Here is a 25,980-nt window from a genome sequence, read left to right on the forward strand (position 1 = left end):
ATCTTCACCGGAGGACGCTTCCATGACTTTCAAGCTGCTTGCCGTCTCCGCCGCCCTGATCGGCTTCACCGTTACCGGCGCTGTCATCCCCGGCATCTGCGAGGAGGCCGCGCGCGCCGCGCCAATCGTCACCGCCGCCGCAGGCCAACAGACCGCGCCCGACTTCACCGGCATCAACAACTGGTTCAACTCGAAACCACTGAGCATGGCCGAACTCCGCGGCAAGGTCGTGCTGGTCGATTTCTGGACCTATGGCTGCGTCAACTGCGTCAACACGCTGCCGCACGTCACCGAACTCTACGCCAAATACAGGGACAAGGGCCTGGTCGTGGTCGGCGTGCACACGCCGGAATTCCCGTTCGAGCGCTCGGCCTCGAACGTGCAGGCCGCGCTGAAGCGCCACGGCATCACCTATCCGGTGGCGCAGGATAACGATTCGAAGACCTGGAACGCCTACCGCAACCAATATTGGCCGGCGCAATACATCATCGACCAGCACGGCAAGATCGTGTTCCAGCACGCCGGCGAAGGCCGCTACGACGAGAGATCGACCGCACCGTGGCGAAGCTGCTCAACGCCAGCAGCTGAGCACGACGGCCAATCCTGAGGTTGCGGCAGGGACCAGACACTCTTCTTGCTTGACTCCCCCGGGCCGTTCGCGGAGCTTCCGCCGCGACGGGGGAGTTTGACGCACGCAATGACCGACGTAACGACCGGAAGCGAAGTTCGTCTCCGCAAGAATACATCTTCCGAAGGTCGCCTTGTTGGGGCTGGCTTGGCGACCTTCGTATTGTTTATTTCTGTTTGCAACTTTGCGACCTGGAACGGATACGCAGAAATCGTTGCAGCGTTGGTCGGCCTGGTGATCGGCGTTGCGACGCTCTACGAAGCAGCCTTCGGCGCCGATGAGCTTTGGACCATCGCCCTAGACATGATCGTCGTCGAAAAGACGCGACCATTCGGCCAGCCTAACACCCGATTCATCCGGAGAGAGGAGATATCTGGAATTCGGATCAATCGCGACAAGGCCGACCCAACGTGCTTCCGCCTCGCTTTGCAGCTGACGTCAGGTGAGCGCCTGATCTCGCCGCAGCTTCCGGAGGTCACGCACGTCCGTGAGACCACAGCGCGGATCGCCGAACAGCTAAGCTTCGTCGATATCGACCCTCCGGTGAACCCGCTTGACGCCACCAATTTGGAGATGCGGATCGGCGAACCTGTCCGAAAGGCCGCCGGCACGGAGCGGCGAATCGTCGCCCTGATCATCGCGGGCCTCTGCGCCATTCGCTATGCGTACAGATTCTGGAACGGCGCGCCTCTCACGACTGCCGAAATCATATTCGGGGTGGCCGTCGCCGTCATTGCCCTCCTCTCTTTTCGATATGCGCACACGTCCGCCGGCGCATTCTGGATCATCCGCCACGGCGAACTGCGCGTCGAACGGCTGACACGTGACGGCAAGCCAATTGTTGATACGATCATAGGCAGCGACGTTGCCACGATTGGGCTGGAGCGTGACAGCAGGGCCGAGGAGGAGCGCTACGTCGTCAGAATCGACCTCTTGAGCGGGCAGAAGTTCCTCAGCCGGGGCATCGGAACGAAGGTAGAGACGCAAGCGGTGAACGACGAGATTGCCCGACGGCTGGGGATCGCTATCGAACGGGTGCGCCGCTGAGTCCCGTGACCGGCCTGTCTCTCGCCCTTGTTGCTTGACTCCACGGACCCGTCCGTGGAGTTTCGCGGCAACGCAATCAGCCGCCCGCAATGGACGACACGCCCCCCAATAACGACATCCGCCTTCGTGAAGGCTCCTCGATCGCGCAGCGGCTGGTGATGTCCGGCTTTGCGGCCGCCGTTGCGCTGTGCTTCACGCCCGGCCTGTTCACGCGCGACACGCTGGAGATCATCATATCGGTGGCGGCGCTGCTGGTGGGAGCCGGGTTCGTCGTCGGCATCATGATGGCGCCGGCGGTGGTGTGGATCATCACGCCTGGCGAGATCCTGATCGGGCGACAAAGCCCGTTCGGAAAGCTGCGCACGCGCATCGTCGCGAAGGACGTCATCACGAGGCTGCAGGTTCCCGGCAGCAAGCGGGTGAAGGCCCGCTTTCAGCTCGTCTTCACGCTGAGTTCGGGAGAGCGCCTGACGTCCCCGCCGATCTCCGACGTCACCCATGTGCGCGATACCGTGGCCCGGATCGCGACACAGTTCGAGGTTCCCAATGTCGAGGAGCCCGTCAACCCGCTCGATGCCAGCAATCCCGAGATGCATCTCGGCGAGCCGCTCGAGGCATTTTCCGCGCGGGACATCCGCATCGTGTCCCTGATCGCCGTCGCATTGTCCGCCCTGCCCTATGCCTACAAGCTGTGGCGCGGGTGGCCGCCCACCCATGTCGATATCCTGCTGCTTCCGCTTGGCGTGATCGCGGCGTTCGCCGTGCATCGCTATGCCAACCTCGTCACCGGCGCGTTCTGGATCATTCGCGAGCACGACATCCGCGTCGAACGCCTGTGGGGCGACGGCACGCCGCGCGCCGATCATATCGAAGGGCACGACGTGAAGACGATCACCGTCGAGCGCCGCGGCCGGTCCGAGGACGAGCACTGCATCGTCACGATCCGGTTGCACTCGGGGCGAAGGTTTCGCAGCCCCCGCATCGGCTCGCGAGTAGAGGCGCGCGCGGTGGGGACGGAGATCGTGCGGCGGCTCGGGATCGCGGCGGAGAGCAACAAGATCTGACATCGATGCCTGTTGGCTCAGGTGATCTAGCTGCGGGCTCGCTGCAACCTCTCCCGCTTGCGGGGGAGGTCGGCGCGTAGCGCCGGGTGGGGGCTCTCTCCTCTGGGGGAGTCTCCCTAGAGGAGACACCCTCTCCCCAACCCTCCCCCGCAAGCGGGGGAGGGAGCGCACCCCCGCCCAGCCGCAGCATCCTAGGCTTTTCGCGCCATCCCCTGTTTGTGGCATTGCCGGCCGGGCGTCAAAAAACCAAAGCATTCTCGTGACATATCAGGGCGGCGCGCCATCAACTTGCCATGAACATGCCCCTCAGGTTTGATGGTTCCGAATGATTTGCGCCGTGGCAGTGGGGAGAGCTTGAAATGACGGATTTTCGTCGCCTGACCGGGATGTTCGTGGCCGCGATCGGCCTGATCCTGTCCGCACCGCCGGCCATCGCGCAACAGCCCGACCGCGGCGACGAGCCGGGTCTGGTCGCCGACGACGGCTACCAGCTCGAGCCGGAATGGCAGAAGCAGGTCGTCTACTTCCGCACCACCGAAGCACCGGGCACCATCATCGTCTCGACCGCCGAACGGCACCTCTATCTGGTGCAGCCGGGCGGGCGGGCGATCCGCTACGGCATCGGCGTCGGCCGCGACGGCTTCCAGTGGCAAGGCCTCGTGACCATCACCAACAAGAAGGAATGGCCGGACTGGACGCCGCCGCCGGAAATGATCCAGCGCCAGCCCTATCTGCCGCGCTTCATGGCCGGCGGCCCCGGCAATCCTCTCGGGGCCCGCGCCATGTATCTCGGCACCACCGTCTACCGCATCCACGGCACCAACCGCCCCGACACGATCGGCACCAAGGTGTCCTCGGGCTGCTTCCGTCTCGTCAACAACGACGTCGCCGATCTCTATGAGCGCGTCCCCGTCGGCACCAAAGTGGTGATCCGGCAGAAGCCCGAGCTCTGAGGTTTTTGATCCGGGCATGGTCCTCCGGACCATGCTCGTCGCCTTCCCTCCTGATTCCTTTTCCCGATTTTTCGAGAGAGCAACATGATGCGCACTTTTCGAGGCGGCCTGCTGATCGGGCTCGCGGTCGCCGTGCTGGTCGCCGTTCTGGCCATCATCTATGAATTCTACGACACCCGTACGCTGAAGCGCACCGTGCGCCGCGGCGAGGTGCTGTGCGGCGTCAACAAGGGCCTGCCGGGCTTCTCGTACTCCGAGGACAACAAGAACTGGACCGGCTTCGACGTGGATTTCTGCCGCGCGGTGGCCGCGGCGATCTTCAACGACCCGGGCAAGGCGAAGTTCATCCCGCTCGATGCAGGCGAGCGCTTCAAGGAATTGCAGAGCCGGAAGGTGGACATCCTCTCGCGCAACTCGACGTGGAGCATGGCGCGCGAGCTCGACTACGACCTCTATTTCCCCGCAGTTGCCTATTACGACGGCGCGGGCTTCATGCTGCCGCGTTCGCGCAACAAGGAGACCTCGCTGGACCTGACCGGCAGCAAGGTCTGCGTCCAGGCCGGCACCACGACGGCACTCAACGTCACCGATTACTTCCGTGCCAACAACATGAAGTATGACGAGGTGAAGTTCGACAAGCTCGACGAGGTCGTGAAGGCCTACGACACCGGCAAGTGCGACACCCTCTCCGCCGACGTTTCCCAGCTCTACGCGCTGCGGATCAACCTGGCGAAGCCCGGCGACCACATGATCCTGCCGGACATGATCTCCAAGGAGCCGCTCGCCCCCGTGGTGCGCCAGCGGGACGACGACTGGATGATGATCGTGAAGTGGACGCTCTATGCGATGATCAACGCCGAAGAGCTGGGCGTCACCTCTGAGAACATCGACGAGGCCCTGAAGTCGAAGAAGCCGGAAGTGATGCGCCTCGTCGGCACCGAAGGCAATTACGGCGAGCAGCTCGGCCTCACCAAGGACTGGGCCGTCCGCATCATCCGCCACGTCGGCAATTACGGCGAGATGTACGAGCGCAACATCGGCGAGAAGTCGAAGCTGAAGATCCCGCGCGGCATGAACCAGCTGTGGAACGCCGGTGGCGTGCAGTACGCGCCGCCGATGAGGTAAGGAAGAGGCGGCTCTCTCCGCTGTCGTCCCGGCGAACGCCGGGACCCGTACTGCGCTGATCTATCGATAAGCACAGGTGACAGTACCGCGGGAAGACTCTTTAACTGCGAGTCTTCGCCAAACTACTCCCTGGGGTTATGGGTCCTGGCGTTCGCCGGGACGACACCGAAGGGTGAGGCGCGCGCTCGCGTCTCACGTCTATCGCCTCAATACCCCCGCGCCCGCGCCAGCTGCTCGGTGTGGTAATTGGCGTCGCCGAACAATTCCTCGCACACCCGCGCGCGCTTCATGAAGAAGCCGATGTCGAACTGGTCGGTCATGCCCATGCCGCCATGCATCTGCACGCCTTCCTGCACTGCGCGGGTGGCGGTGGTGCCGGCGCGCGCCTTTGCCACGGCGACGGCTGAGGCCGCCTTCGCGACATCGCCGTCCAGCGCCTGAAGCGCCTTCATGGTGGCGGCGCGGGTGATCTCGATGTCGACATAGAGCTCGGCGGCGCGATGCTGCAGCGCCTGGAATTCGCCGATCAGCTTGCCGAACTGCTTTCTGTTCTTGAGGTACTCGACGGTGCGGTTGAAGACCTCGTCGCTCAAGCCCACCATTTCGGCGGCGACCGCGCCGCGGCCGATGTCGAGCATGCCGTCGAGCAGCGCAGCGCCCTGGTCGACCTCGCCGAGCACGCTGTCGGCATTGACCTCGACATTCGCGAGCTCGATCCGCGCCGCATTGTGCGAATCGACCATGATGGTGCGCTCGATTGCGACGCCCTTGGCTTTGGGGTTGACCAGGAACAGCGTCAAGCCCTCGCGCTCGCCGGCGGAGCCGGCAGTGCGCGCGGCAACGATGAGCAAATCAGCAACATGGCCATCGACGACCAGCGCCTTGGCGCCGGAGAGCTTGAAGCCGTTGCCGGCGCGCACGGCCTGCAGACTGGTCTGAAGCGGGCGATGCTTGGGGCCTTCGTCGATCGCCAGCGTCGCGAGCAGCGAGCCGCTCGCGATCTTCGGCAGATATTCCGACTTCTGCGCAGCATTGCCGCCGCGGTTCAGCGCCGAGGCCGCGACCACGCTGGTGGCGAGAAACGGCGACGGCATCAAGGTGCGGCCGATCTCCTCCATCACGACACCGGCCTCGACATAGCCCAGCCCGCTGCCGCCGAATTCTTCCGGCACCAAAAGGCCGGCGAAGCCCATTTCGGCGAAGGAATGCCAAAACTCCTTGGAGAAGCCGGTGGGGTCTTTGCTGTCGCGCAAATGGCGCAGGTGCGACACCGGCGCCTTGTCGCTGATCAGCCCGCGCGCGCTATCGCGGAGCATTGATTGTTCTTCGGTGAGGACGAGGGCCATGGTGTGTTTCCGATTCGAAATCTATTTGGTTCGTCATTCCGGGATGGCCCGAAGGGCCAGGCCCGGAATCCATAACCACGATCGGGAGTATGGATTCCGGGCTCGCGCTGCGCGCGCCCCGGAATGACGGGTGGTGAGAACTTGCGCCCTACGCCCCCGGCAAATCCAGGATGCGCTTGGCGACGATGCCGAGCATCACCTCGGTGGTACCGCCTTCGATCGAGTTGGCCTTGGTGCGCAGCCAGGCGCGCGGGCGGGCGCCCTGCTTGGAGCGCTCGCTCTCCCATTCCAGCGCATCGACGCCGCCGGCCGACATCAGGATCTCGTAGCGGCGCTTGTTGAGCTCGGTGCCGTAATATTTCATCGCGGAGGAGAACGCCGGATGCGCCTGTCCCGCCTTGGCGAGATCGACCGCGCGCTCGGCGCAGGCCGCAAGCGCGGCTTCATCGACGTCGAAGCTGGCGATCTTGCCGCGCAGCATGGAATCATCGAGCCGCCCCTGCGCATCGGTACCGACGGAATCGGCCGCGATCTGGCCGAGCGGACGGCCGACGCCGCGCTCGCCCATGCCGGAGATCATCGCGCGCTCATGCTGCAGCAGATATTTCGCAACGTCCCAGCCGCGGTTGACGGTGCCGACCACATGCGATTTCGGCACGCGGACGCCATCGAAGAAGGTCTCGCAGAACGGCGAATAGCCGGAGATCAAGAGGATCGGCTTGGTCGTCACGCCCTTCGAGGTCATGTCGAACAGGATGAAGCTGATGCCGTCATGTTTCTTCGCGGCGGGATCGGTGCGGACGAGGCAGAAGATCCAGTCGGCGTAATTGGCGTAGGAGGTCCAGATCTTCGATCCCGTGATGACGAAATCGTCGCCGTCGCTCTCGGCGCGGGTCTGCAGCGAAGCCAGGTCGGAGCCGGCGTTCGGCTCGGAATAGCCCTGGCACCAGCGGATCTCGCCGGCGGCGATCTTGGGCAGATGCTCCTTCTTCTGGGCCTCATTGCCGTATTTGAGCAGCGCCGGCCCGAGCATCCAGATGCCGAAGCTCGACAGCGGCGGGCGCGCGCCGATCCGTGCCATCTCGGCGCGCAGCACCTTGTGCTCGGCCGCGCTCAGACCTCCGCCGCCGTACTCCTTCGGCCAGTCCGGTACGGTCCAGCCCTTGTCGCGCGTGCGCTCGAACCAGATGCGCTGCGGCTCGGACGAGAATTTTGCGTTGCGCCCGCCCCAGAACACGTCGGCATCCGACGTTGCGGGCTTGCGCATCTCCGGCGGGCAATTGGCTTCCAGCCAGGCGCGCGTCTCGTTGCGGAAAGATTCGAGATCGGCGGTCTCAGATTCGCTGGTTTTGGAGTCAGTCATTGGTCGTTTCCATCAATCAATCGACTTGTTGGGCGCGACTCTGGGCCAAGCTCCCGCGGAATTCAACCACTTCCGCGAGCCCGCATTCCGCTATAGTCGCGACCAAGACGGTGCTTGAAAACAAAGAGGAAACGACGATGCGCCTGAAACTTCTTTCGCCTGGCGAAATGAACGAGAGCCAGCGGCAGACCTATGACGAGTCGATCGCCGGCAAGCGCGGCAAGCCGCCGGCGCCGATGATGGCCTGGCTCAACAGCCCCGACATGGCCCGTCACGCCACGCGGCTCGGCGAGGTGCTGCGTTACGACACGATATTCCCCGCAAAGCTCTCGGAGATCGCGATCCTGGTGACGGCGCGGCACTGGACCGCGCATTACGAATGGTACGCGCATAAGCGGCTGGCACTGGCGGGCGGCATGAAGCCTGAAATCATCGACGCGATCCGCGACCGTCGCACGCCCGAGTTCGACGATCCCAAGGGCAAGATGATCTACGACGTGGCGAAATCGTTGCACGAGGGACACGGCGTCGAGAAGGGCCTCTATGATGAGGCGGTGAAGCTTCTCGGTGAGCGCGGCGTGGTCGAGGTGATCGGACTGTGCGGCTACTACACGCTGGTGTCGATGACGCTGAACACGTTCGAGTTCGACCTACCCGAAGGCGAGGTGCCGGAACTGGCTTAGTTTCCGATCCTGATGCGCAATTGCGCATCAGGAAACGCTGGGTTTCGGGATCGGCCGTAGCAGAGCCCCGGAGCCCGCCCTATGTGCATGCTTTCAACGGAGCATTCCCATGTCGCAAAGCCCAGCCGTCGCCGCCGGCACCAGGATCGGCCACGTTCACCTCAAGGTCGCCGATCTCGATCGCGCGCTCGGCTTCTATTGCGGCGTGCTCGGCTTCGAGCTGATGCAGCGGATGGGCTCGGGCGCCGCCTTCATCTCGGCCGGCGGCTATCATCACCACATCGGGCTCAACACCTGGGAAAGCAAGGGCGGCTCGCCGCCGCCGCCGGGCACCACCGGGCTCTATCACACCGCGATCCTCTATCCGACGCGCGCCGCTCTCGCCGATGCGCTGCACCGCGTGCGCTCGGCCGGCATTGCGCTGGATGGCGCCAGCGACCACGGCGTCAGCGAGGCGCTGTATTTGCGCGATCCCGACGAGAATGGTGTCGAGCTGTACTGGGACAAGCCGAGGGAACAATGGCCGTTCGGGCCGGATGGCAAGCTCGCGATGTTTACCAAACGGCTGGATGTGGAGGGACTGCTGAGGGACCGGCAAGGATAGTCTCGTAGGGTGGGCAAAGCGAAGCGTGCCCACGAAACCCTGCTGACTCATCGAAAAATCGTGGGCACGGCGCTTTGCGCCTTTGCCCACCCTACGGGAGCTTCGTCCACGGCGTCCCGCGCACCATGATCAGCGCGGCGGCCGCCACTTCCAGCGCGATGCAGAGATAGAACGGCAACGCGTATCCGCCGGACCAATCGCGCAAGGCCCCGACGACACCGGGGCCGAAAGCATACGTCACCTGGTTGATCGCGGTGTTGAGGCTGATCAGAACGCCGAACGAGGCCGAATCGAACTCTTGCTGCACGATCAGCGACGGCAGCGTGATGAGGTTGCCGACGGAGAAGCCGAACACCGCGCAGGCCGCGATCAGCACGTAATCGTTGTGCAGGTTGATGACGACGAGCAGCGCGGCGGCCTGGCTGAGGAACGACAGCGCGGAGGCCAGCCGCTGGTTGAGACGATCGATCACCAGCGAGAACAGCACGCGGCCGACCACCGCCATCGCAGTCAGCACCGCGACGGCGACCGCGGCGCGCCCGCGGCCGATCACGGGATCGAGGAACGAGATCAGATGCACGATGAAGCCGACCTGCGCGAACAGCACCAGCGCAAACGCAATCGTCACCGTGAGGAAGCCGACGTCGCGCAGCGCCCATGCGCGAATCTGCGTCGATGATTGCGGCTTCGCCTTCGCCGCCGCGTGCCAGCCATGGTGATCGGGCGGCCGGCCGACGAGAACAAGGATCACCGGCAGCAGCAGCACCAGCATGGCGCCGGCGGCAGCGTACATCGCGCTGGCGAAGCCGACATGGCCGATCAGGGTCACCAGCAGCGGCACGCCGACGATGCCGCCGAAGCTGGCGCCATTGAGCGCCAGGCTGATCGCCATGCCGCGCTTGTGGTCGAACCACAGGCTGATCGTGTTGGTGATCATGGCGAGACTGGTGCCGGCCCAGCCGAAGGCGAGCACGGCGTTGGCGAGATAAAGCTGCCAGGGCTCGCGCACCGCGCCGATCGCGACCGCGGCTGCCGCCATCGCCAGCGTGCCGGCGATCAGGCAGAGGCGCGGGCCGTATCTCCTGACGGCTTCGCCGACGAACACGACGAGCAGCGCGCCGAACAGATAGAAGAACGTGGTGCCTGACGAGATCAGCGTGGTCGGCCAGCCCCGCGCGCGCTGCAGCTCGGCGACATAGACGCTCTGGCCGTAGAAGCCGAGCCCCCAGCCGAAGGTCGCGAGCAGGAAGCAGACCGCAACGATGCGCCAGCCTTCGTAGCGGAGGGAGGATTCATCGAGCGCTGGGGTCTGAGGATTGTCGAGCATCGCCGCTTACTCCGTCATGCCCGGGCATCCACGTTGTTCGATCCGAGCACCTAAGACGTGGATGGCCGGGACAAGCCCGGCCACGACGACATCTAAATGGCCCTTACCTTAAAATCACTTCGACCTGGATCGAAGTATCAAGGTTGCTGACAGCCTCCTGCCAGTCAGATCGCATCCGGGAACTCGCCCATCGCCGCCTCCAGCCGCGCCTTGCGGCGGCGGGCCCAGGAGACCAGCGAGAGCACGGCAAGGCCCAGCACCACCGGCGGGAACACCACCAGGTTCACCGCCGACCAGCCGTAGCTGGCGAGCAATTGCCCGGAGGAGAACGAGCCGATCGCCATCATGCCGAACACCAGGAAATCGTTGAAGGCCTGCACCTTGTTGCGCTCCTGCGGGCGGTGCGTCTCCAGCACCAGGGCGGAGGCGCCGATGAAGGAGAAATTCCAGCCGACGCCGAGCACGATCAGCGTGGCCCAGAAATGCATCGCGGTGAGACCGGAGAGGCCGATGCCGGCAGCGCCGGCCTCCAGCAGCAGGCCGGCGGCCACGACTTTCGGTGCGCCGAAGCGGGCGATCAGCGTGCCCGTGAAGAAGCTCGGCCCGTACATCGCGACGATGTGCCATTGAATGCCGAAATTGGAATCGGACACGGACAGGCCGCACATCTTCATGGCGAGCGGCGCCGAGGTCATGACGAGGTTCATCATGGGATAGGAGATGATGCCGCACAGCGCCGCGGCGATGAAGCGCGGCTGGGTCACGATGGTGAGCAGCGGCCGGCCACCATGCAGATCGGCCGGTGCGGGCTTGGGCATATCGACGCCGGCGACGATGCCCATCGCGATCAGCGCCACGGCGGCCTGCACCAGGAAGCTGAAGGCGAACAGATAAGGCTGCCAGACGTCCATGGTCCATTGCACGAGCTGCGGACCGAGCACACCGGCGAATACGCCGCCCGCCATCACCCAGGACACAGCTTTCGGCCGGTAGGCCGCGCTGGCGCCGTCGGCGGCCGCGAAGCGATAGGATTGCGCCACGGAGCCGTAGAGGCCGCCGAGGAAGGTCGCGATGCAGAACAGCGCGAACGAGCCGTGCAGGATCGCGAACGAGCCGAGCACGCCGGTGAGCGTGCCGAGAGCGGTGCCGATGACGAAGGCCGCGCGGCGGCCGAAGCGGTGCGAGATCGCGCCGGTCGGCAGCGTTCCGGCGGCGAGTCCGACCACATACATCGAGATCGGCACCGTCGCGAACGACATGTCGGGCGCGAGCGTGGAGCCGACGATCGCGCCGGTAGCGAAGATCACCGCCGAATTGGCACCGGTCAGCGCCTGGGCTGCAGCCAGGCGCACCACATTGGCGCGCACGCGGGCGTCGTCGGCGATTGCATGGGCAGAAGTCACGTCAAGCATCGGCTTTTTCTGCCCGAACGGGCTCAAGGGCTTGTTGATTCCCGGCACTATGGAGGGACGCGAGTGGCCGGACAACCGGCGCAAACGGGCGCTGGCCATGCCTCTGACGCAATCGGTGCGATCATAGCGGGCCGCGCACTTGACGGCTTGCGCTCGATCAAATCCTATCCGCCGCTATTTTTCGGAGTTTCGTTCATGACCGTCGACGACAGGCCCACGCTCAGCGCTCCCGACGACGATCCCTGGCTCTGGCTGGAGGAGATCGAGGGCACGCAAGCGCTCGATTTCGTCGAGCGGCAGAACCAGCTGACGCTCGCGGCGTTCGGCGGCAAAGCCTTCGGGCATGACCGCGACATCCTCGCAGCGATCTATGATCGCCCCGACAACATTCCCTATGTCAGCCGGCGCGGCAGCGACCTGCACAATCTCTGGAAGGACGCTGCCAACCCGCGCGGCCTGTGGCGGCGGACCACGCTGACGGAGTTTCGCAAGATCAATCCTGCGTGGGAGACCATGCTGGATATTGACCAGCTCGCAGCGCGCGAAGGCGAGGATTGGCTGCTGAGCGGGATCGCCACGACGCCGGGAAGCTCGCGCGCCATTTTGAGCCTGTCGCGCGGTGGCAGCGACGCCGTGACCTTGCGGGAATTCGACCTCGTTGCGAAGAGCTTCGTGGCGGACGGCTTTATACTGCCGGAAGCCAAGGGCGGCGCGGACTGGCTCGATGCCGATACGCTGCTGCTGTCGAGTGCCCATGGCGAGGGTATGGTGACCGACTCCGGATACTCGCGGACAGTTCGCCTGTGGCGGCGCGGCCAGCCGGTCGATCAGGCTGAGATGATCGCCGAGACCACCGCCGATCACATGATGATCTATGGCGGCGCCGACGACACCGGACCTGAGCCGCGGGTCTGGATCGTCGAGCAGATCGACTTCTTCAATCACGCGGTCTGGCTGCGCGATGCTGCCGGTCGCATGACCAAGCTCGATCTGCCGACCGGCATCTGGCTGCAGGCCCATGGCGACTGGTTCGCGATGAAGCTGCGCAAGGACTGGACGGCCGGCGGGCGGACCTACGCCACCGACACCGTGCTCGGCATCTCACTGTCGGCGTTCCTGAACGGCAGCCGCGATTTTGCGGTGCTGTTCGAGCCGGCGCCGCGGCGCGCGTTGCAAGGCCTGTTCTGGGCGGCGGGCAAGCTCGTGCTGTCGATCCTCGACGAGCTGCGTCCGCGCTTTGAGATCTGCACGCCATCCGCCACCGGCTGGAGCCGCGAGACGCTTGCCGGCCTGCCGCAAATCGGCGTCGTCGACGTCTGGCCGCTCGATCGTCATCCCAGCGAGAGCAACGGCGATCTGCTCGCCAATGTGCAGGATCCACTCACCCCGCCGTCACTGCTGTTGATCGAGCGCGACGTCGCCAGCCCGATCGTCCTGAAACAAGCGCCGAAGACGTTCACCGCCGACGGCCTCGTGGTGACGCAGCACGAGGCGGTCTCTGTTGACGGCGAGCGCATTCCCTATGTCCAGACCGGGCCGGCAGGCGAGACCGGCGAGGCGCCGGTCTATATGAGCGCCTATGGCGGCTTCGCCCATTCGGTGAAGCCTTACTACAATTCCTCGCTCGGCAAGCTGTGGCTGGAGCGCGGCGGCACCATTGTGCAGGCGAATTTGCGCGGCGGCGGCGAGTTCGGCACGCGCTGGCACGACGCCGGCCGCCTCGCCGGCAAGAAACTCTCGCACGACGATTTCGCCGCGGTTGCGGCCGATCTCGTCCGCCGCGGCGTGACGCAGCCGAAGCGCATTGCGGCACAGGGCGGCTCGAACGGCGGCATCCTCATCACCAACATGCTGGTGCGCTACCCCGAGCACTTCGGCGCGCTGTTCTGCACCATCCCGCTGATCGACATGCGCCGCTACACGAAACTGCTCGCGGGCGCGAGCTGGATCGCGGAATACGGCGACCCCGACAAGTCCGAGGAATGGGAGTGGCTGAAAACCTACTCGGCCTATCACAACGTGAAAGCCGGCCAGACCTATCCGCCGATCCTGATCGCCACCACAAGGCGCGATGACCGCGTTCATCCCGGCCACGCCCGCAAGATGACGGCCAAGCTGCAGGCCATGGGCTATGAGGCCTGGTTCTACGAGCCGGAAGCCGGCGGCCACGGCTACGGCAAGGACAACAGGGAACGCGCCGGCTTCGAGGTGCTCGGCTTCCGGTTCTTGAAGGAGAAGATCGGGTGGAGGGAAGAAGGGTAGTAGTGATGGGCTCTCGAAGCTCTGATCGCATCGCGAGGTGAGGCGGGCCCAGCTCTCTCATTCCCTCCCCCCTTGCGGGGGGGGCAGGGAGGGGGTGCCACACGGGGACTCTCTCGATTTGCGCGCGCGTCACGATCCAGATGGATTGACCGTTTGCTGGGTTACCCCTCTCCCCCGCCCTCCCCCACAAGGGGGGAGGGAGCGCACCACTTTCGCGGCGCGCCCCTGGGCTCAAGCAGACGTTTCGCTTACCGCTCGAACACCAGCGTCAGATTGTTCGCGGGCATGTCGATCGTATCGACGAGGCGAAGGCCCGCGCCGCGCGCGAGGAGCTCGACATCGCTGATGTCGCGCACGCCCCATTCGGGATTGCCTTCACGCAAGGAGGTGTCGAACACCGCATTGCTGAGCGCGGTGTGCTTGCCGTCGCGCTTGAACGGGCCATAGAGGAACAGCTTGCCGTCGGGGCGTAAGTAGCGGCCGGCGCCGGCGAACAGGCCCTCTGCCACGGCCCAGGGCGCGATGTGAATGACATTGGCGCAGAACACCGCCGCAAGGCTCGTCGGCGCCCGTCCGCTTTTCATCTCCTCGCACCAGTCGGGATCGGTGAGATCGATCCGCAGGGGGCTGCGGATGTTCGCGAGGCCTGTATGGACGCGCCAGGCCTCAATGCTCTTGAGGTGGCGCTGGTTGAGGTCGCTCGGCCACCAGATCAGGCCGGGCGTGTGGCGGGCGAAATAGACCACGTGCTGGCCGGTTCCGCTGCCGAGCTCGACCACGTTGCCGGTCAGGCCGGTGAGGTGCTTTTCCAGCGCCGCCCAGATCGGCACATGGTTGCGATGGAACGCCGGTGCATCGAGCCGTCCATCCGGCTCGACCCGCCCGCCATCCCTGCCAAATTCGACGACATATTCAGCCAAGTCAGTCCCCAATGAATGCGAAACAGAAAAGACGGCCCGTAAGGGCCAAACGCCCTAGAATAATTTGCTAGTGTCAACCTGTTAGGATGAACAAACTATCTCATCGGTTGCAATGCGCGGGATATTAACTCCATTTTGCCGCGTGCATAGTCTTGATTGTCAGGCGATGCCCTTTGTGCTTTGGAACGCTTACATTTCCGCAAACGAGATCATCGACATAACGCTTGGGACGATGCCTTGACCGCCTTTCCTTGCAAGCTTGCCGTCCTGGTGGCGCTGGTCCTCTCCACCGGCGCGGCTGTGGCTCCAGCGCGGGCACAATCCGCTGTCGCCGACGGCCAGAAGCTCGCCTTCGATCGCGGCAAGGGCAATTGCCTGACCTGCCACGTCATCAAAGGCGGCGACCTGCCGGGAACAATCGGGCCGGAACTGAAGGACCTCAAGGCCAAATACCCTGATCGCAACGAGCTCACCGCGATCATCTTCGACGAGACCAAGCGCAATCCGCAGACCATGATGCCGCCGTTCGGCCGGAACCGGATTTTGACCGAACAGGAGATCAGCGCGATCGTTGATTTCCTGCAGACGCTGTAACGGCCGGCTGCCAGGAGATTTGAGATGACCACGACCACCGGCCCGCTTGCGACAAGGCGCCTGATCCTTCAGGGCGCGGCCTCTGTCGCCCTGCTCGGCCTTGGCAATCTGCCGTTCGCGGCCACGCCCGCGCGCGCCGCGGCCAACGACAAATATCCGGAAGAGGCCTTCAAGCAGAAGAACGAGGCCGACGCGATCAAGGCGCTCTATGGCAAGACCGCAGAGCCCTCCGACAAGGTCAAGCTGGATGCGCCCGAGATCGCCGAGAACGGCGGCGTCGTGCCGGTCTCGGTGACGACGACGCTCGACAAAGTGAGCTCGATCTCGTTCCTCGTGACCGAGAACCCGTACGCGCTCGCAGCGTCCTACAAGGTCGCCGACGGCACCGTTCCGGGCGTCGCCAACCGGCTGAAAATGGCCAAGACCACCAAACTGGTCGCCATCGTCGAGGCTGACGGCAAGCTCTACAGCGCGACCAAGGAAGTGAAGGTCACCGTCGGCGGCTGCGGCGGCTAGGAGGATCGATCCGATGGCATCAAGCATTCGCGTGCGCGCAACATCCAACGGCGACATCACCGAGGTGCAGGCGCTGATCCAGCACCCCATGGATACCGGCCTGGTCAAGGATCCCAAGGGCGAGCTGATCCCCGCGCACTACATCCAGCAGCTGAAATTCGAATGTAACGGCAAGGACGTCTTCGTCGCCGATTGGGGCACTGCGGTCTCCAAGGACCCCTATGTGAAGTTCAGCTTCAAGGGCGCCAAGAAGGGCGACGACCTCAAGATCTCCTGGACCGACAACAAGGGTGCGTCGGATACGACCACCGCGAAGATCGCGTGATGAAGACCCGGTCTGCATTGCTGCTTGGCTCGCTCAGCGCCGCACTCGTTGCGTTCGCCCTCACCTCTCCGCGCGTCGTCGCGGCCGGCAAGGTCGATCCCGTTGCCGACGCCAAGGCGTTCCAGAACTTCTTCTTCCAGAAGTTTCCCGACGTAAAGCACGAGGACTTCGTCAACGGTCCGTATTCCATGAACGCGGACATGAAGCGGCAGTGGCAGGAGAAGGAAGAATTCCCGCCTTACGAGTTCGCGCTCGACGCCGGCAAGGAGATGTTCGCCACCCCGTTCAAGAACGGCAAGACCTATGCCGATTGCTTCCCCAACGGGGGCGTCGGCATCCGCCAGAACTATCCCTACTTCGACGAGAAGGAAGGCAAGGTCGTCACGCTGGAGCTCGCGCTCAACCGCTGCCGCGAGGCCAATGGCGAGGCGCCCTACTCCTACGTCAAGGACGAGATGGCCTCGCTCACCGCCTACATGGCCTTCACCTCGCGCGGCAAGCCGATGGACATCAAGATTCCCGACGATCCCCGAGCGCTCGCGGCATTCGAGAACGGCAAGCGCTACTTCTATACGCGGCGCGGCCAGATGAATTTCTCCTGCGCCAGCTGCCATGTGCAGAGCCCGGGCGAGCGCATCCGCGCCGAGGTCCTGGCGCCGGCGCTCGGCATTTTGAACGCGATGCCGATCTACCGCTCCGAATGGAGCGGCATGGGCACCACCAGCCGCCGCTTCGTCACCTGCAACAGCCAGACCCGCGCGGTTCCGCTGGAGCCGCAATCGGACGAATATCGCGACGTCGAATACTTCCTGTCCTACGTCGCCAATGGCCTGCCGATATCTGGCCCGGGAGCGCGGCCATGAAGCGGTCACTTCCCCTCGCCATGCTGCTGGCGTTCGGCCTCGCGCCAGCTGCGCGCGCGGCAAATGAAGCGGACTACAAGGCGGCCTATGCCACCGCGGAAGCCGCATCGAAGGAGGCTGCCGGCTTGCGCAACCAGTGGACCGTGACCGTCTCGACGCTGGCCGCGGCCAGGAAAGCGGCGGATGGCGGCGATTTCGACCGCGCTACCGCCGCAGCCAGGGAGGCCGAGGCGCTGGCAAAGGCGTCGATCTTCCAGGCGACGTCCGAAAAAGAAGCCTGGAAGGCGATGGAAATCCGCTAGACTGGCCTTAACTGGAACAGTCTTGCGACATTGAGGGCGCGGAGAATTTTGGTATGGCGATCCGCCGCCGCGATTTCCTGAAGAGCGCAGGCCTTGCCGCTGCATCGCTCAGTCTGCCGCGGCTTGCGCGGGGCACTGAGTCCGCGAGCATTTACGACCTCGAGCGCTTCGGCAACGCGCGCATCCTGCACATCACCGACACGCATGCGCAGCTCAACCCGGTTTATTTCCGCGAGCCCAGCATCAATATCGGCGTCGGTGAGATGGCCGGGCGGCCACCGCATCTGGTCGGCCGCGCCTTTCTCGATCGTTTCGGCATCCGTCCCGACAGCGCCGATGCCTATGCCTTCACCTGCGTCGAGTTCGAGAAGTCAGCAGGCCGCTTCGGCAAGCTCGGCGGCTTTGCCCATCTGAAGACGCTGGTCGATCGCTTGCGTGGCGATGTCGGCGAGAAGCGTTCGCTGCTGGTCGACGGCGGCGATCTCTGGCAGGGCACCGGGCTTGCCAACGTCATGCAGGGCCGCGACATGGTCGAGGTCGCCAATCTGCTCGGCATCGAAGCGATGACCGGGCATTGGGAATTCACCTATGGCGAGCAGACGCTGCGCGACAATCTCGAGCGCTTCAAGGGCGAGTTCCTGGCGCAGAACGTGTTCCTGACCGAGGAAGCCGCGTTCAACGACGCTCCCGCCTTCGACAAGGCCACGGGACGCGTGTTCAAGCCTTCGATGATCAAGGAGATCGGCGGTCACCGGGTCGCGATCGTCGGCCAGGCCTTCCCCTACGTGCCGATCGCGCACCCCAAGCGGTTCACGCCGGACTGGACCTTCGGCATCCGCGAGGAGGAGTTGCAGAAGCATGTCGATGCCTTGCGCGGCACCGACAAGGTCGACGCCGTCATCCTGCTGTCGCACAACGGCATGGATGTCGACCTCAAGCTCGCAAGCCGCGTCACGGGCATCGACGTCATTCTCGGCGGCCATACCCATGACGCCGTACCGCAGCCGATTGCCGTGAAGAACGCCGGCGGGACCACGCTCGTCACCAATGCCGGCTCCAACGGAAAATTCCTCGCCGTGCTCGATCTTGCGATCGACAAGGGCAAGGTCAGCGACATTCATTATCATCTGCTTCCTGTTTACTCCGAGCTGCTGAAGCCCGACCCCGGAATGGCCGAGCTGATCGGCCGGCTGCGCGCGCCGCACGTGACCGACTGGTCGGCAAAGATCGCAACGCCTGACCGCCTGCTCTATCGGCGCGGCAATTTCTCCGGGCCGGTCGACGAGCTGATCTGCACGGCGCTGCGCACCGAGCTCGATGCCGAGATCGCGCTGTCGCCGGGGTTCCGCTGGGGCGTCACCGCGCTGTCGGGCCAGGCGCTGACCATGGAGGATCTGCTCACGGAGACGGCGATCACCTATCCCGAGACCTATGTGCAGGAGATGACAGGCGCCCAGATCAAGGACGTGCTGGAAGACGTGTGCGACAATCTCTTCAACGCCGATCCCTATTATCAGCAGGGCGGCGACATGGTGCGGGCCGGCGGGCTCAGCTACACCTGCACGCCGACCGCCGCGATCGGCGGCCGCATCTCCGAATTGAAGCTGCATGGCGGCAAGGCACTCAGCGCCAGCCATCGCTACAAGGTCGCGGGCTGGGCTTCGGTCAACGGCCAGCAAGGCGCGCCGGTGTGGGACGTCGTCGGCAAATATCTGCGCTCGGGCCGGATGTTCCAGGAGCGGCTCGGCTCCGGCGTGACGCTGAAGGGCGTCGAGGACAATCCGGGCATTGCGGGACAAGGATGATGCGGGCGCAAATGTTTCGCGCGATGCTACTGACGCTGCTGGTCCAGGCCGCGATCCTGCCAGCCTTGGCGCAGCAGGTGCCGCTTCAGGACAAGCCGTTCGCCGAGCACAAGATCGTGCTGCAGCTTTCCGACGGTGATGCGAAGAAGCAGGCGCTGGTGCTCAGCGTCGCCAATAATCTCCTGAAGGCCTACGACCCCGACAAGATCGCGATCGAGGTCGTCGCGTTCGGTCCCGGCGTCGATCTCCTGCTGTCCGGCAGCGAGCGCCGCAAGCAGGTCGAAAGCCTGATCGCGCAAGGCGTGCGCTTCGACATCTGCCTCAACACGGTGGATACGATCGAGCGCGAGACCGGCAAGCGGCCGGAGTTCATCCAGGCGGCGACGCCGGTGCAGGTGGGCGTCGGGCAGATCCTCTTCCTGGCGGAGAATGGCTACACGCTGGTGCGGCCGTAGGAGGGTCGTCCCGCCGAACACTCCCCTGTCGTCCGTCCCTGTCTAGGGCGTGTACCCAATCCGCCCGGCGGACGACGTCCGCATGACCAACGGAAACAGGCAAAAGAGGCGCGCTTGGTCATGTCGGCCAAGGACCCGATCCGGACTCATGCTGCGAATTTCAAGAAGGTGTGGCGGACCCGGCGAGGTATCCACGCTTGCCTCACACGGCATAACGCCGGTAGAGCACAACGATTACAGCGAGTACCGTCCCGGCATAAATGATCCGCGCTGCGTGATCCAAAACAATAGCGGCGCGCTTTCGGCCGGCGTCTCGAAGTTTTTCATGTTTGTAGCCCGCCAATATCGTCATCAGGCATAGTATGAAGAAAATGTAGAACATCTCTTCGACGACCACCGTGTATCCGACATCGCCGACCTGGCTGGCGACCGTCACGAGCAGCACCGCGCTCGCCAGGATCGAGGTCACTGGAATCGTCACGCGTTCACGAAACATGGTTTCGGGAAAGAACAGCGTCGCGAACACGACGAGCACGAGCAGAAACAGCGGCAATAGGTTCTTCAGCATGTAGATGGCGGAGCTGCGGCGCAGCATGATGGTCGCATCGAAGCCTGCGAATTCCGTCACTGCCTCGGCACCAAACGAGGACGCCTTTCCGAGCGTCGATCCGCTGGACTGAGATTCGACGAAATAGTTCAGTCCGAGAAATCGCCAGAGCTGAAGTCCGGAATAGGCCCCATCCTCGGCCCGCGAGCTTCCGTCGCCGGCGAGGCGCAAGCCGAACCGATCGATGACATAGGTGATGAGTTCCCGCCGCTGCTCCGTGTTCTGGAAACGTAGACGCAATTCCTGCGTGTCGAACGGATAATCATGGAGATCGAAACGGGCTTTGAAATCGCCGTTGATTCGATAGAGCCGATAGCTCAGGCCGTCTTCCTGTCCAATCTGAATCGGCCGAGCCGGATCGAACGCCCCGCGATCCAGCAAGGCCGGGAATTCGACGTGCGTCTGCGCCTCATCGTCCCCGGCGAACCGCATCCAGAGATAGAAGTCGACGTTGAACGAATTTTGCTTCACGTCGACCCGGCTGACGCGAATGATGTCGATGCCGGTATAAACGACGCGCTGAATCCAGTAGTGTCGGTCGCCGAACGTGACGACATGGCCCTTCTCTCGTTCCGCGGCGAGATCGATTCCTTTGGGCTGATCGATGCGCACGAGTTGCAGCGGCGCAGTGACGAACAAACCGTAACGGAAGAAACCCAGTCGAATCGGGCGCGGAATGTCGCGGTTCGCGTTGAAATAGAGCCGCCCAGTCAGCCCGACGACCGCCGATTTCGGATCGTTGATCGCGGCGAGCGCGACGCGCACACGGTCGCGATCTGCGACCTTGCTGTCGGATCGTTTCTGAATTCCCTGCCCCATAAACCGGGGATGTACGGCAGCTCGTTTTAGCGCATCGATCATCAGGCGCGCAGCGTCATACGAGCCGCCGGCAACCCAGCTTGGCAAGGTTCCCGCTTTCGCTTTGTAGTCGGCGGCAAAGACCTGCGCTGCCACGCCGGCACTGTCGAACATCAGCGAGGAAGCAGCATACAGATTCTCGCTGAAGAAACCCGGCTGCGCTTTTTCCTCGGGCTCATTGGCGAAATTCTGCAAATAGCTTTCGCGGGCCGCGGCTTGGGATGCAATGATCATTCCCTTGATACCGCGGCGGCGGAGCGCCTTGACGATGTCTGCGCTAAAATCGGTTGCCGCGCCGACGACAATAACACCGGGCCCGGGCTCCTGCGCGGCAGCGTCCAGCGCCTCATCCGTCGATCCGATCTGACCGGCTGCGACGTCCAGTCCGAACACACGCAACTGCTCCGCCGGATAGGCCGTCGCAAATCCACGCTCAAAACTCTTGCCGTAGGAATCGCGCGTGTGAACGAGACGGACTTTTGGCTCCCTCATCACGGCGCGCAGATGTTCCGCGATCGAGCGCGCCTGCACGGAGACCGGCGACAGCGCACGAAAATAGTATTCACTGTTGTTTGTCAGATCGTCGGCAGCCGAGCTTCCCGTGAGTGCCGGTATCCGCGCATCCTTGTATATCGGCGCCGCCGCGAGCGACGCGGAGCTAAGATAATGTCCGAGCACAGCGACGCACGGGCTGTCGGCAATCGCCTGCGCATTCGCGCGGGCCACAGCTGGATTGCTTGCGTCGTCGAACAGAACGAGCTCAATCAGCCGTCCGTTGACACCCCCCTTGGCGTTCACCTCGTCGATTGCAAGCTGCGTAGCGACCAGGCTTTCCGCCCCGATCGGGGCGGACGGGCCAGAGAGCGAATTGGCGAACGCGATGCGAATAGGCTCTGGGCGCGTCCAGAGGATGGCGGCCCAGGCGACAGCAAGCACCAGGACCACGCCTGCAACAACGGCAAGCCACACTATCGGCCGCTGCTTCATCGTCGATCCTCGCATCGGTCGGCATAAGCCGAGATTCGTCAGATCGAAGCCTCAATCAGGCCGAGATTGCCGCCGCTAACAGCGTTTTTCAAGCCCGCCCCATCGCCACCGGCCGTCCGCTCACGTCCGGTCCACCCTGATAAGCCGACGAGAAGCGGCTTGGCCCCGGTGTCACGCTGAAGGGCGTCGAGGACAATCCAGGCATTGCGGGACAGGGATGATTCGGGGTCCGATCTTTTGCGCGCTGATGCTGGCGCTGCTGGTCCGGGTCGCGATCCCAACGGCCTCGGCACAGCAGGTACCGCTGCAGGACAAGCCGTTCGCCGAGCACAAGATCGTGCTGCAGCTTTCCGACGGTGATGCGAAGAAGCAGGCGCTGGTGCTCAGCGTCGCCAATAATCTCCTGAAGGCGTACGACCCCGACAAGATCGCGATCGAGGTCGTCGCGTTCGGTCCCGGCGTCGATCTCCTGCTGTCCGGCAGCGAGCGCCGCAAGCAGGTCGAAAGCCTGATCGCGCAAGGCGTGCGCTTCGACATCTGCCTCAACACGGTGGATACGATCGAGCGCGAGACCGGCAAGCGGCCGGAGTTCATCCAGCCGCGACCCCAGTGCAGGTGGGCGTCGGGCAGATCCTGTTTTTGGCGGAGAATGGATATACGGTGGTGAGGCCCCTGAGGGGGCGCCGCGCTCCCGCGTCGCACTCAGCTGTCGTCCCTGCGAACGCAGGGACCCATACCACGTGATCTCTCGATCGCGGCGGCAGGCGCACCGAACGGCTGGTCTTCGCCAAACTTCACCCTAGGGTTATGGGTCCCTGCGTTCGCAGGGACGACACTGAACTTGTGGGACGGCCATCGCGTCCAATCGGAGATTCGATCCTGCAAAGCAAAAATCTTCCAAAACTTGCGATCCGCCCAGTGAATTACTTCTCTTTCCGGCCCGGAACGTAGTAGAATCCTCGAAACCAGTTCCACCGCCGGACTTCCTGCCATGATCTTCCGCCAGCTCTTCGACAGCGTTTCGGGCACCTACAGCTACGTCCTCGCCAGCCGCCCCGGCGGCGAGGCTCTGATCCTCGATCCCGTGCTGGAGAAAGTCGACCGCTACTGCCAATTGCTGCGCGAGCTCGACCTCAAGCTGGTCAAGGCGGTCGACACCCATCTGCATGCCGACCACGTCACCGGCCTCGGCGAGCTGCGCGACCGCACCCATTGCATGACCGTGATGGGCGACCAGACCAAGGCCGACGTGGTGGCGATGCGGGTCGCCGACGGCGACAAGGTGACGATCGAGGGCCTGTCGCTCGACGTGATGTACACGCCCGGCCACACCGACGATTCCTATTCCTACCTGATGGGCGATCGCGTCTTCACCGGCGATACGCTGCTGATCCGCGGCACCGGCCGCACCGATTTCCAGAACGGTTCTTCGCGCGCACAGTACGATTCCATCTTCAACCGCCTGCTCAAGCTGCCGGACGAGACGATGGTGTTTCCGGCGCACGACTACAAGGGCGACACCGTCTCCACCATCGGCGAGGAGAAGCGCTACAACCCGCGGCTCCAGGTGCGGTCGGTCGACGAATATATCGAGCTGATGGCCAATCTGAAGCTACCGAATCCGAAGATGATGGACGTGGCGGTGCCCGCCAACATGCATGTCGGCCTGCATCAGGAGGAGCTGGAGAAGGAAGGCCGCGCGCTCAGCGCGGTCGAGGCGATCCGCATTCTCGGCCGGCCCGACATGCTGCTGGTCGATCTGCGCGAGACCAACGAGCGGATGAAGCACGGCATGCTCGAAGGCGCGCTGCATACGCCCTATCCGTCCGTCGAGGAGAGCCTCAAGCCCGGCGGTATGCTGCGCGAGGTCGCCGCCGCCACCGGCCGCCGCATCGTGTTCTTCTGCGCCTTCGGCGAGCGCTCGGCGATGGCGGTGGCCGCCGCCAAGGCGGCCGGCCTTTCCAACACCGCCCATATCGCCGGCGGCGTGGATGCCTGGAAGAAGGCGGGCGGGCCGCTGGTGCACTGACGGCCCGCTTGCGATAGGTCAGAAACTACACATATGTTCCGTATAGGATCGGATGCAGCATCACCATCCGGGAACAGCCATGGCCAAGATCGGCAAGCCAAGCGAGCCGCCCAAAATCGCTGACAAAAAGCGGGCGGAAGACAAGGTGAAGATACCGCCGCCTCCTCTCGATGACGACGACTACGAGGACGGCGACATCGCGACGCCCAAACGCGACCGCTACGGTCCGGATGACGACCCGTTGTGAGGGCGGCCCCAAACTCCGCTGTCGTCCCTGCCTAGTGCGCAATTGCGCACGGGGCGCAGGGACCCGTAGCCACAAGGAGGAGTTTTGCGGAGATCGTCGTTCGGTACTTCAACCGATCACAATCGAGACATCACGCGGTATGGGTCCCTGCTTTCGCAGGGACGACGGCGTGGAGGCACCTCAACGCGCTCTTCTACCACCCGCACTACCTGCCATGCGCCTGCGTTCATGGACAAATAACCGCTCTCCCCGATAGTTTGCGCGCCTTCCAGGGAGTGAAACCGGAATTGCAATGGTCGACGTTCTCGCCGCACCGCAGCAAGGCAAGGCGGACAGCGCACTACGCACGCTGACCGGAATCTCGATCGCGCATTGGGTCAGCCATTTCCATCTGCTGGTCCTGCCGATGCTGTTCCCGTTCCTCAAGGCGCAGCTCGGCGTTGGCTATATCGAGCTCGGCTTCGCGCTCACCGTGTTCGCGGTGGTGTCCGGACTGACGCAGGCACCGACCGGCTATCTCGTCGACCATTTTGGCGCGCGGCGAATTCTGCTGGCCGGCCTGACGCTCGGCGGCTTCGCGCTGATCCTGCTTGGTCTGCACCTCAGCTACGCCTCACTGATCGCCTGCGCCGTGCTGCTGGGTCTCGCCAACAGCGTCTATCACCCCGCCGACTACGCGATCCTGGCCGAGCACATGGACGAGGCACGGATGGGCCGCGCCTTCTCGATCCACACCTTTGCCGGGTTTCTCGGCGGCGCGGTGGCGCCGGCGATCGTGGCTGCACTCGTCACCCTGTCCGGCGGCGTCGGGGCGCTGATCGCCTCGGGCGCGATCGGCATTGCGGTGGCGTTGCTGCTGCTCGTCATGAACATTCCCGACGCCGGCGCCAGCAAGAAGAAACCGGGCACGGAGAACGCACCGAAGCAGGCTGTCATCACGCCGGCGCTGATCGTGCTGACGGCGCTGTTCATGCTGCTCAGCCTCTCGGTCGCCGGCATCAACAATTTCGGCGTCGTCGCGCTGATGAGCGGCTATGGCACGTCCTATTCGGCCGCCAACGTCATGCTGACGGCATTCCTTGGCGCCAGCGCCGCCGGCGTGCTGGCCGGCGGTTTTCTCGCCGACCACACCGAACGCCACGGCTATGTCGCCGCGGCCAGCTTTGCCGTGAACGCGGCAATCGTGCTGCTGATCGCACTCGTGACGCTGCCCGGTTGGGCGCTGACTGCCGCGATGACGCTCGCAGGCTTCCTCTCCGGCGTGATCGCCCCCTCGCGCGACATGCTGGTGCGCAACGCAGCGCCTCCCGGCGCCGCCGGGCGCGCCTTCGGCATCGTCTCCACCGGCTTCAATCTCGGCGGCATTATCAGCCCGCTACTGTTCGGCTGGATCATGGACCAGAGCGCACCGCACTGGGTGTTCGGCGCGTCCGTGATCTTCATGGTCGCGACGGTGGCGCTGTCGCCGTTCACGGAGCGGAAGCGGGCCAAGGCAAATTGAGTCGCCGGTATCGCCACAAATTGAGCTGTCGTCCCCGCCTAGTGCGCAATTGCGCACGGGGCGCGGGGACCCATATGTGGACGGCCCCCGTGGCACAAGAGCTTTGTGAGGTTTGACCGGATCGCTTGCATCCATATGTGCGGCCTGTTGGGTGCAG

At 64.1% G+C, this 25,980-nt stretch carries 23 protein-coding genes and 2 pseudogenes; 19 read left to right on the forward strand and 6 right to left on the reverse strand.

Annotated elements, in window-relative coordinates:
* The first annotated feature begins 22 nt into the window (after positions 1-22).
* The 5 genes and pseudogenes from GGD66_RS40200 (at position 23) to GGD66_RS40220 (ending at position 4,817) form a co-directional block, all read left to right on the forward strand.
* Positions 23-588, forward strand: a pseudogene (locus tag GGD66_RS40200) (redoxin domain-containing protein).
* Positions 589-697: 109 nt separating this feature from the next.
* Positions 698-1,675 carry a hypothetical protein gene (locus GGD66_RS40205; protein WP_183262087.1) on the forward strand — a complete coding sequence of 326 codons (978 nt, stop codon included), beginning with the start codon at positions 698-700 and terminating at the stop codon, positions 1,673-1,675.
* 89 nt (positions 1,676-1,764) lie between these two features.
* Entirely contained in the window at positions 1,765-2,739 is a 975-nt protein-coding gene (locus GGD66_RS40210) for a hypothetical protein (RefSeq protein WP_183262089.1), read from the forward strand.
* A gap of 359 nt (positions 2,740-3,098) precedes the next feature.
* A complete protein-coding gene (locus GGD66_RS40215) occupies positions 3,099-3,692 on the forward strand; it encodes a L,D-transpeptidase (RefSeq protein ID WP_092251651.1) in 594 nt (197 codons plus the stop codon).
* Positions 3,693-3,779: 87 nt separating this feature from the next.
* Positions 3,780-4,817: an amino acid ABC transporter substrate-binding protein gene (locus tag GGD66_RS40220; protein ID WP_092251959.1), complete on the forward strand. Its 1,038-nt coding sequence runs from the start codon at positions 3,780-3,782 to the stop codon at positions 4,815-4,817.
* 206 nt (positions 4,818-5,023) lie between these two features.
* Here the strand turns inward: GGD66_RS40220 and GGD66_RS40225 are convergent, their stop codons facing one another.
* Complete coding sequence (locus GGD66_RS40225; RefSeq protein ID WP_183262091.1) at positions 5,024-6,163, reverse strand: acyl-CoA dehydrogenase family protein; 1,140 nt, start codon at positions 6,161-6,163, stop codon at positions 5,024-5,026.
* A gap of 148 nt (positions 6,164-6,311) precedes the next feature.
* On the reverse strand, positions 6,312-7,526 hold the full coding sequence (locus GGD66_RS40230; RefSeq protein WP_183262093.1) for an acyl-CoA dehydrogenase family protein: 1,215 nt from the start codon (positions 7,524-7,526) through the stop codon (positions 6,312-6,314).
* A 137-nt stretch (positions 7,527-7,663) separates the two neighbouring features.
* Here GGD66_RS40230 and GGD66_RS40235 point away from each other — a divergent pair, with 137 nt between their 5' ends.
* The gene (locus tag GGD66_RS40235) at positions 7,664-8,209 is read left to right on the forward strand and encodes a carboxymuconolactone decarboxylase family protein (RefSeq protein ID WP_026201739.1); all 546 of its coding nucleotides are present in this window, start codon (positions 7,664-7,666) and stop codon (positions 8,207-8,209) included.
* Positions 8,210-8,318: 109 nt separating this feature from the next.
* A complete protein-coding gene (locus tag GGD66_RS40240) occupies positions 8,319-8,813 on the forward strand; it encodes a VOC family protein (protein ID WP_183262095.1) in 495 nt (164 codons plus the stop codon).
* Positions 8,814-8,904: 91 nt separating this feature from the next.
* On the opposite strand, the gene GGD66_RS40245 is transcribed toward GGD66_RS40240, so the two are convergent.
* Both GGD66_RS40245 and GGD66_RS40250 read right to left on the reverse strand, forming a co-directional pair.
* Positions 8,905-10,140, reverse strand: coding sequence for an MFS transporter (locus tag GGD66_RS40245; protein ID WP_183262097.1), 1,236 nt, complete (start codon positions 10,138-10,140; stop codon positions 8,905-8,907).
* Positions 10,141-10,304: 164 nt separating this feature from the next.
* The gene (locus GGD66_RS40250) at positions 10,305-11,552 is read right to left on the reverse strand and encodes an MFS transporter (RefSeq protein ID WP_183262099.1); all 1,248 of its coding nucleotides are present in this window, start codon (positions 11,550-11,552) and stop codon (positions 10,305-10,307) included.
* Positions 11,553-11,747: 195 nt separating this feature from the next.
* Here GGD66_RS40250 and GGD66_RS40255 point away from each other — a divergent pair, with 195 nt between their 5' ends.
* The gene (locus GGD66_RS40255) at positions 11,748-13,814 is read left to right on the forward strand and encodes a prolyl oligopeptidase family protein (RefSeq protein WP_183262101.1); all 2,067 of its coding nucleotides are present in this window, start codon (positions 11,748-11,750) and stop codon (positions 13,812-13,814) included.
* Between the two features lie 248 nt (positions 13,815-14,062).
* On the opposite strand, the gene GGD66_RS40260 is transcribed toward GGD66_RS40255, so the two are convergent.
* A complete protein-coding gene (locus tag GGD66_RS40260) occupies positions 14,063-14,734 on the reverse strand; it encodes a DUF938 domain-containing protein (RefSeq protein ID WP_183262102.1) in 672 nt (223 codons plus the stop codon).
* 267 nt (positions 14,735-15,001) lie between these two features.
* Here GGD66_RS40260 and soxX point away from each other — a divergent pair, with 267 nt between their 5' ends.
* From soxX to GGD66_RS40295, 7 genes are read left to right on the forward strand one after another with little or no spacing between them, the layout of a single operon-like run.
* Positions 15,002-15,328 (forward strand): sulfur oxidation c-type cytochrome SoxX, encoded by a 327-nt coding sequence (gene soxX, locus GGD66_RS40265; protein WP_177236886.1) that lies wholly within the window; start codon positions 15,002-15,004, stop codon positions 15,326-15,328.
* A gap of 24 nt (positions 15,329-15,352) precedes the next feature.
* Positions 15,353-15,844 carry a thiosulfate oxidation carrier protein SoxY gene (soxY, locus tag GGD66_RS40270; RefSeq protein ID WP_092251644.1) on the forward strand — a complete coding sequence of 164 codons (492 nt, stop codon included), beginning with the start codon at positions 15,353-15,355 and terminating at the stop codon, positions 15,842-15,844.
* 13 nt (positions 15,845-15,857) lie between these two features.
* Complete coding sequence (gene soxZ, locus GGD66_RS40275; RefSeq protein ID WP_018316825.1) at positions 15,858-16,169, forward strand: thiosulfate oxidation carrier complex protein SoxZ; 312 nt, start codon at positions 15,858-15,860, stop codon at positions 16,167-16,169.
* The gene (gene soxA, locus GGD66_RS40280) at positions 16,169-17,032 is read left to right on the forward strand and encodes a sulfur oxidation c-type cytochrome SoxA (RefSeq protein ID WP_183262104.1); all 864 of its coding nucleotides are present in this window, start codon (positions 16,169-16,171) and stop codon (positions 17,030-17,032) included. The genes soxZ and soxA overlap by 1 nt, the downstream gene beginning before the upstream one ends.
* Positions 17,029-17,334, forward strand: a complete 306-nt coding sequence (locus GGD66_RS40285) for a hypothetical protein (protein ID WP_183262106.1) — start codon at positions 17,029-17,031, stop codon at positions 17,332-17,334. Before soxA ends, GGD66_RS40285 begins: the two co-directional genes overlap by 4 nt.
* A 53-nt stretch (positions 17,335-17,387) precedes the next feature.
* On the forward strand, positions 17,388-19,139 hold the full coding sequence (gene soxB, locus GGD66_RS40290) for a thiosulfohydrolase SoxB (RefSeq protein ID WP_183262108.1): 1,752 nt from the start codon (positions 17,388-17,390) through the stop codon (positions 19,137-19,139).
* On the forward strand, positions 19,136-19,594 hold the full coding sequence (locus tag GGD66_RS40295) for a hypothetical protein (RefSeq protein WP_183262110.1): 459 nt from the start codon (positions 19,136-19,138) through the stop codon (positions 19,592-19,594). The genes soxB and GGD66_RS40295 overlap by 4 nt, the downstream gene beginning before the upstream one ends.
* A 202-nt stretch (positions 19,595-19,796) precedes the next feature.
* Here the strand turns inward: GGD66_RS40295 and GGD66_RS40300 are convergent, their stop codons facing one another.
* The gene (locus GGD66_RS40300; protein WP_183262111.1) at positions 19,797-22,046 is read right to left on the reverse strand and encodes an ABC transporter substrate-binding protein; all 2,250 of its coding nucleotides are present in this window, start codon (positions 22,044-22,046) and stop codon (positions 19,797-19,799) included.
* 217 nt (positions 22,047-22,263) lie between these two features.
* Between GGD66_RS40300 and GGD66_RS40305 the strand changes: the two are divergent.
* The 4 genes and pseudogenes from GGD66_RS40305 to GGD66_RS40320 form a co-directional block, all read left to right on the forward strand.
* Positions 22,264-22,718: pseudogene (locus GGD66_RS40305) on the forward strand (hypothetical protein); the annotation flags it as partial.
* A 319-nt stretch (positions 22,719-23,037) separates the two neighbouring features.
* The gene (locus tag GGD66_RS40310; RefSeq protein WP_028139702.1) at positions 23,038-24,075 is read left to right on the forward strand and encodes an MBL fold metallo-hydrolase; all 1,038 of its coding nucleotides are present in this window, start codon (positions 23,038-23,040) and stop codon (positions 24,073-24,075) included.
* A gap of 79 nt (positions 24,076-24,154) precedes the next feature.
* Positions 24,155-24,322 carry a hypothetical protein gene (locus tag GGD66_RS40315; RefSeq protein ID WP_018316817.1) on the forward strand — a complete coding sequence of 56 codons (168 nt, stop codon included), beginning with the start codon at positions 24,155-24,157 and terminating at the stop codon, positions 24,320-24,322.
* Positions 24,323-24,614: 292 nt separating this feature from the next.
* On the forward strand, positions 24,615-25,823 hold the full coding sequence (locus GGD66_RS40320) for an MFS transporter (protein WP_183262113.1): 1,209 nt from the start codon (positions 24,615-24,617) through the stop codon (positions 25,821-25,823).
* The last annotated feature ends 157 nt before the right edge of the window (positions 25,824-25,980 follow it).

The sequence above is a fragment of the Bradyrhizobium sp. CIR48 genome (genome assembly GCF_014198315.1).
Lineage (GTDB): Bacteria > Pseudomonadota > Alphaproteobacteria > Rhizobiales > Xanthobacteraceae > Bradyrhizobium.

Excerpts from the sequence above, each read along its gene's own strand:
- GGD66_RS40240 (WP_183262095.1), top strand. The coding sequence starts at position 8,319 with ATGTCGCAAAGCCCAGCCGTCGCCGCCGGCACCAGGATCGGCCACGTT.
- GGD66_RS40315 (WP_018316817.1), top strand. The coding sequence starts at position 24,155 with ATGGCCAAGATCGGCAAGCCAAGCGAGCCGCCCAAAATCGCTGACAAA.
- GGD66_RS40230 (WP_183262093.1), bottom strand. The coding sequence starts at position 7,526 with ATGACTGACTCCAAAACCAGCGAATCTGAGACCGCCGATCTCGAATCT.
- GGD66_RS40210 (WP_183262089.1), top strand. The coding sequence starts at position 1,765 with ATGGACGACACGCCCCCCAATAACGACATCCGCCTTCGTGAAGGCTCC.
- GGD66_RS40205 (WP_183262087.1), top strand. The coding sequence starts at position 698 with ATGACCGACGTAACGACCGGAAGCGAAGTTCGTCTCCGCAAGAATACA.
- GGD66_RS40300 (WP_183262111.1), bottom strand. The coding sequence starts at position 22,046 with ATGAAGCAGCGGCCGATAGTGTGGCTTGCCGTTGTTGCAGGCGTGGTC.
- GGD66_RS40310 (WP_028139702.1), top strand. The coding sequence starts at position 23,038 with ATGATCTTCCGCCAGCTCTTCGACAGCGTTTCGGGCACCTACAGCTAC.
- GGD66_RS40235 (WP_026201739.1), top strand. The coding sequence starts at position 7,664 with ATGCGCCTGAAACTTCTTTCGCCTGGCGAAATGAACGAGAGCCAGCGG.
- GGD66_RS40220 (WP_092251959.1), top strand. The coding sequence starts at position 3,780 with ATGCGCACTTTTCGAGGCGGCCTGCTGATCGGGCTCGCGGTCGCCGTG.
- GGD66_RS40285 (WP_183262106.1), top strand. The coding sequence starts at position 17,029 with ATGAAGCGGTCACTTCCCCTCGCCATGCTGCTGGCGTTCGGCCTCGCG.
- soxB (WP_183262108.1), top strand. The coding sequence starts at position 17,388 with ATGGCGATCCGCCGCCGCGATTTCCTGAAGAGCGCAGGCCTTGCCGCT.
- GGD66_RS40250 (WP_183262099.1), bottom strand. The coding sequence starts at position 11,552 with ATGCTTGACGTGACTTCTGCCCATGCAATCGCCGACGACGCCCGCGTG.
- soxZ (WP_018316825.1), top strand. The coding sequence starts at position 15,858 with ATGGCATCAAGCATTCGCGTGCGCGCAACATCCAACGGCGACATCACC.
- GGD66_RS40320 (WP_183262113.1), top strand. The coding sequence starts at position 24,615 with ATGGTCGACGTTCTCGCCGCACCGCAGCAAGGCAAGGCGGACAGCGCA.
- soxY (WP_092251644.1), top strand. The coding sequence starts at position 15,353 with ATGACCACGACCACCGGCCCGCTTGCGACAAGGCGCCTGATCCTTCAG.
- GGD66_RS40215 (WP_092251651.1), top strand. The coding sequence starts at position 3,099 with ATGACGGATTTTCGTCGCCTGACCGGGATGTTCGTGGCCGCGATCGGC.
- GGD66_RS40245 (WP_183262097.1), bottom strand. The coding sequence starts at position 10,140 with ATGCTCGACAATCCTCAGACCCCAGCGCTCGATGAATCCTCCCTCCGC.
- soxA (WP_183262104.1), top strand. The coding sequence starts at position 16,169 with ATGAAGACCCGGTCTGCATTGCTGCTTGGCTCGCTCAGCGCCGCACTC.
- GGD66_RS40295 (WP_183262110.1), top strand. The coding sequence starts at position 19,136 with ATGATGCGGGCGCAAATGTTTCGCGCGATGCTACTGACGCTGCTGGTC.
- GGD66_RS40225 (WP_183262091.1), bottom strand. The coding sequence starts at position 6,163 with ATGGCCCTCGTCCTCACCGAAGAACAATCAATGCTCCGCGATAGCGCG.
- GGD66_RS40255 (WP_183262101.1), top strand. The coding sequence starts at position 11,748 with ATGACCGTCGACGACAGGCCCACGCTCAGCGCTCCCGACGACGATCCC.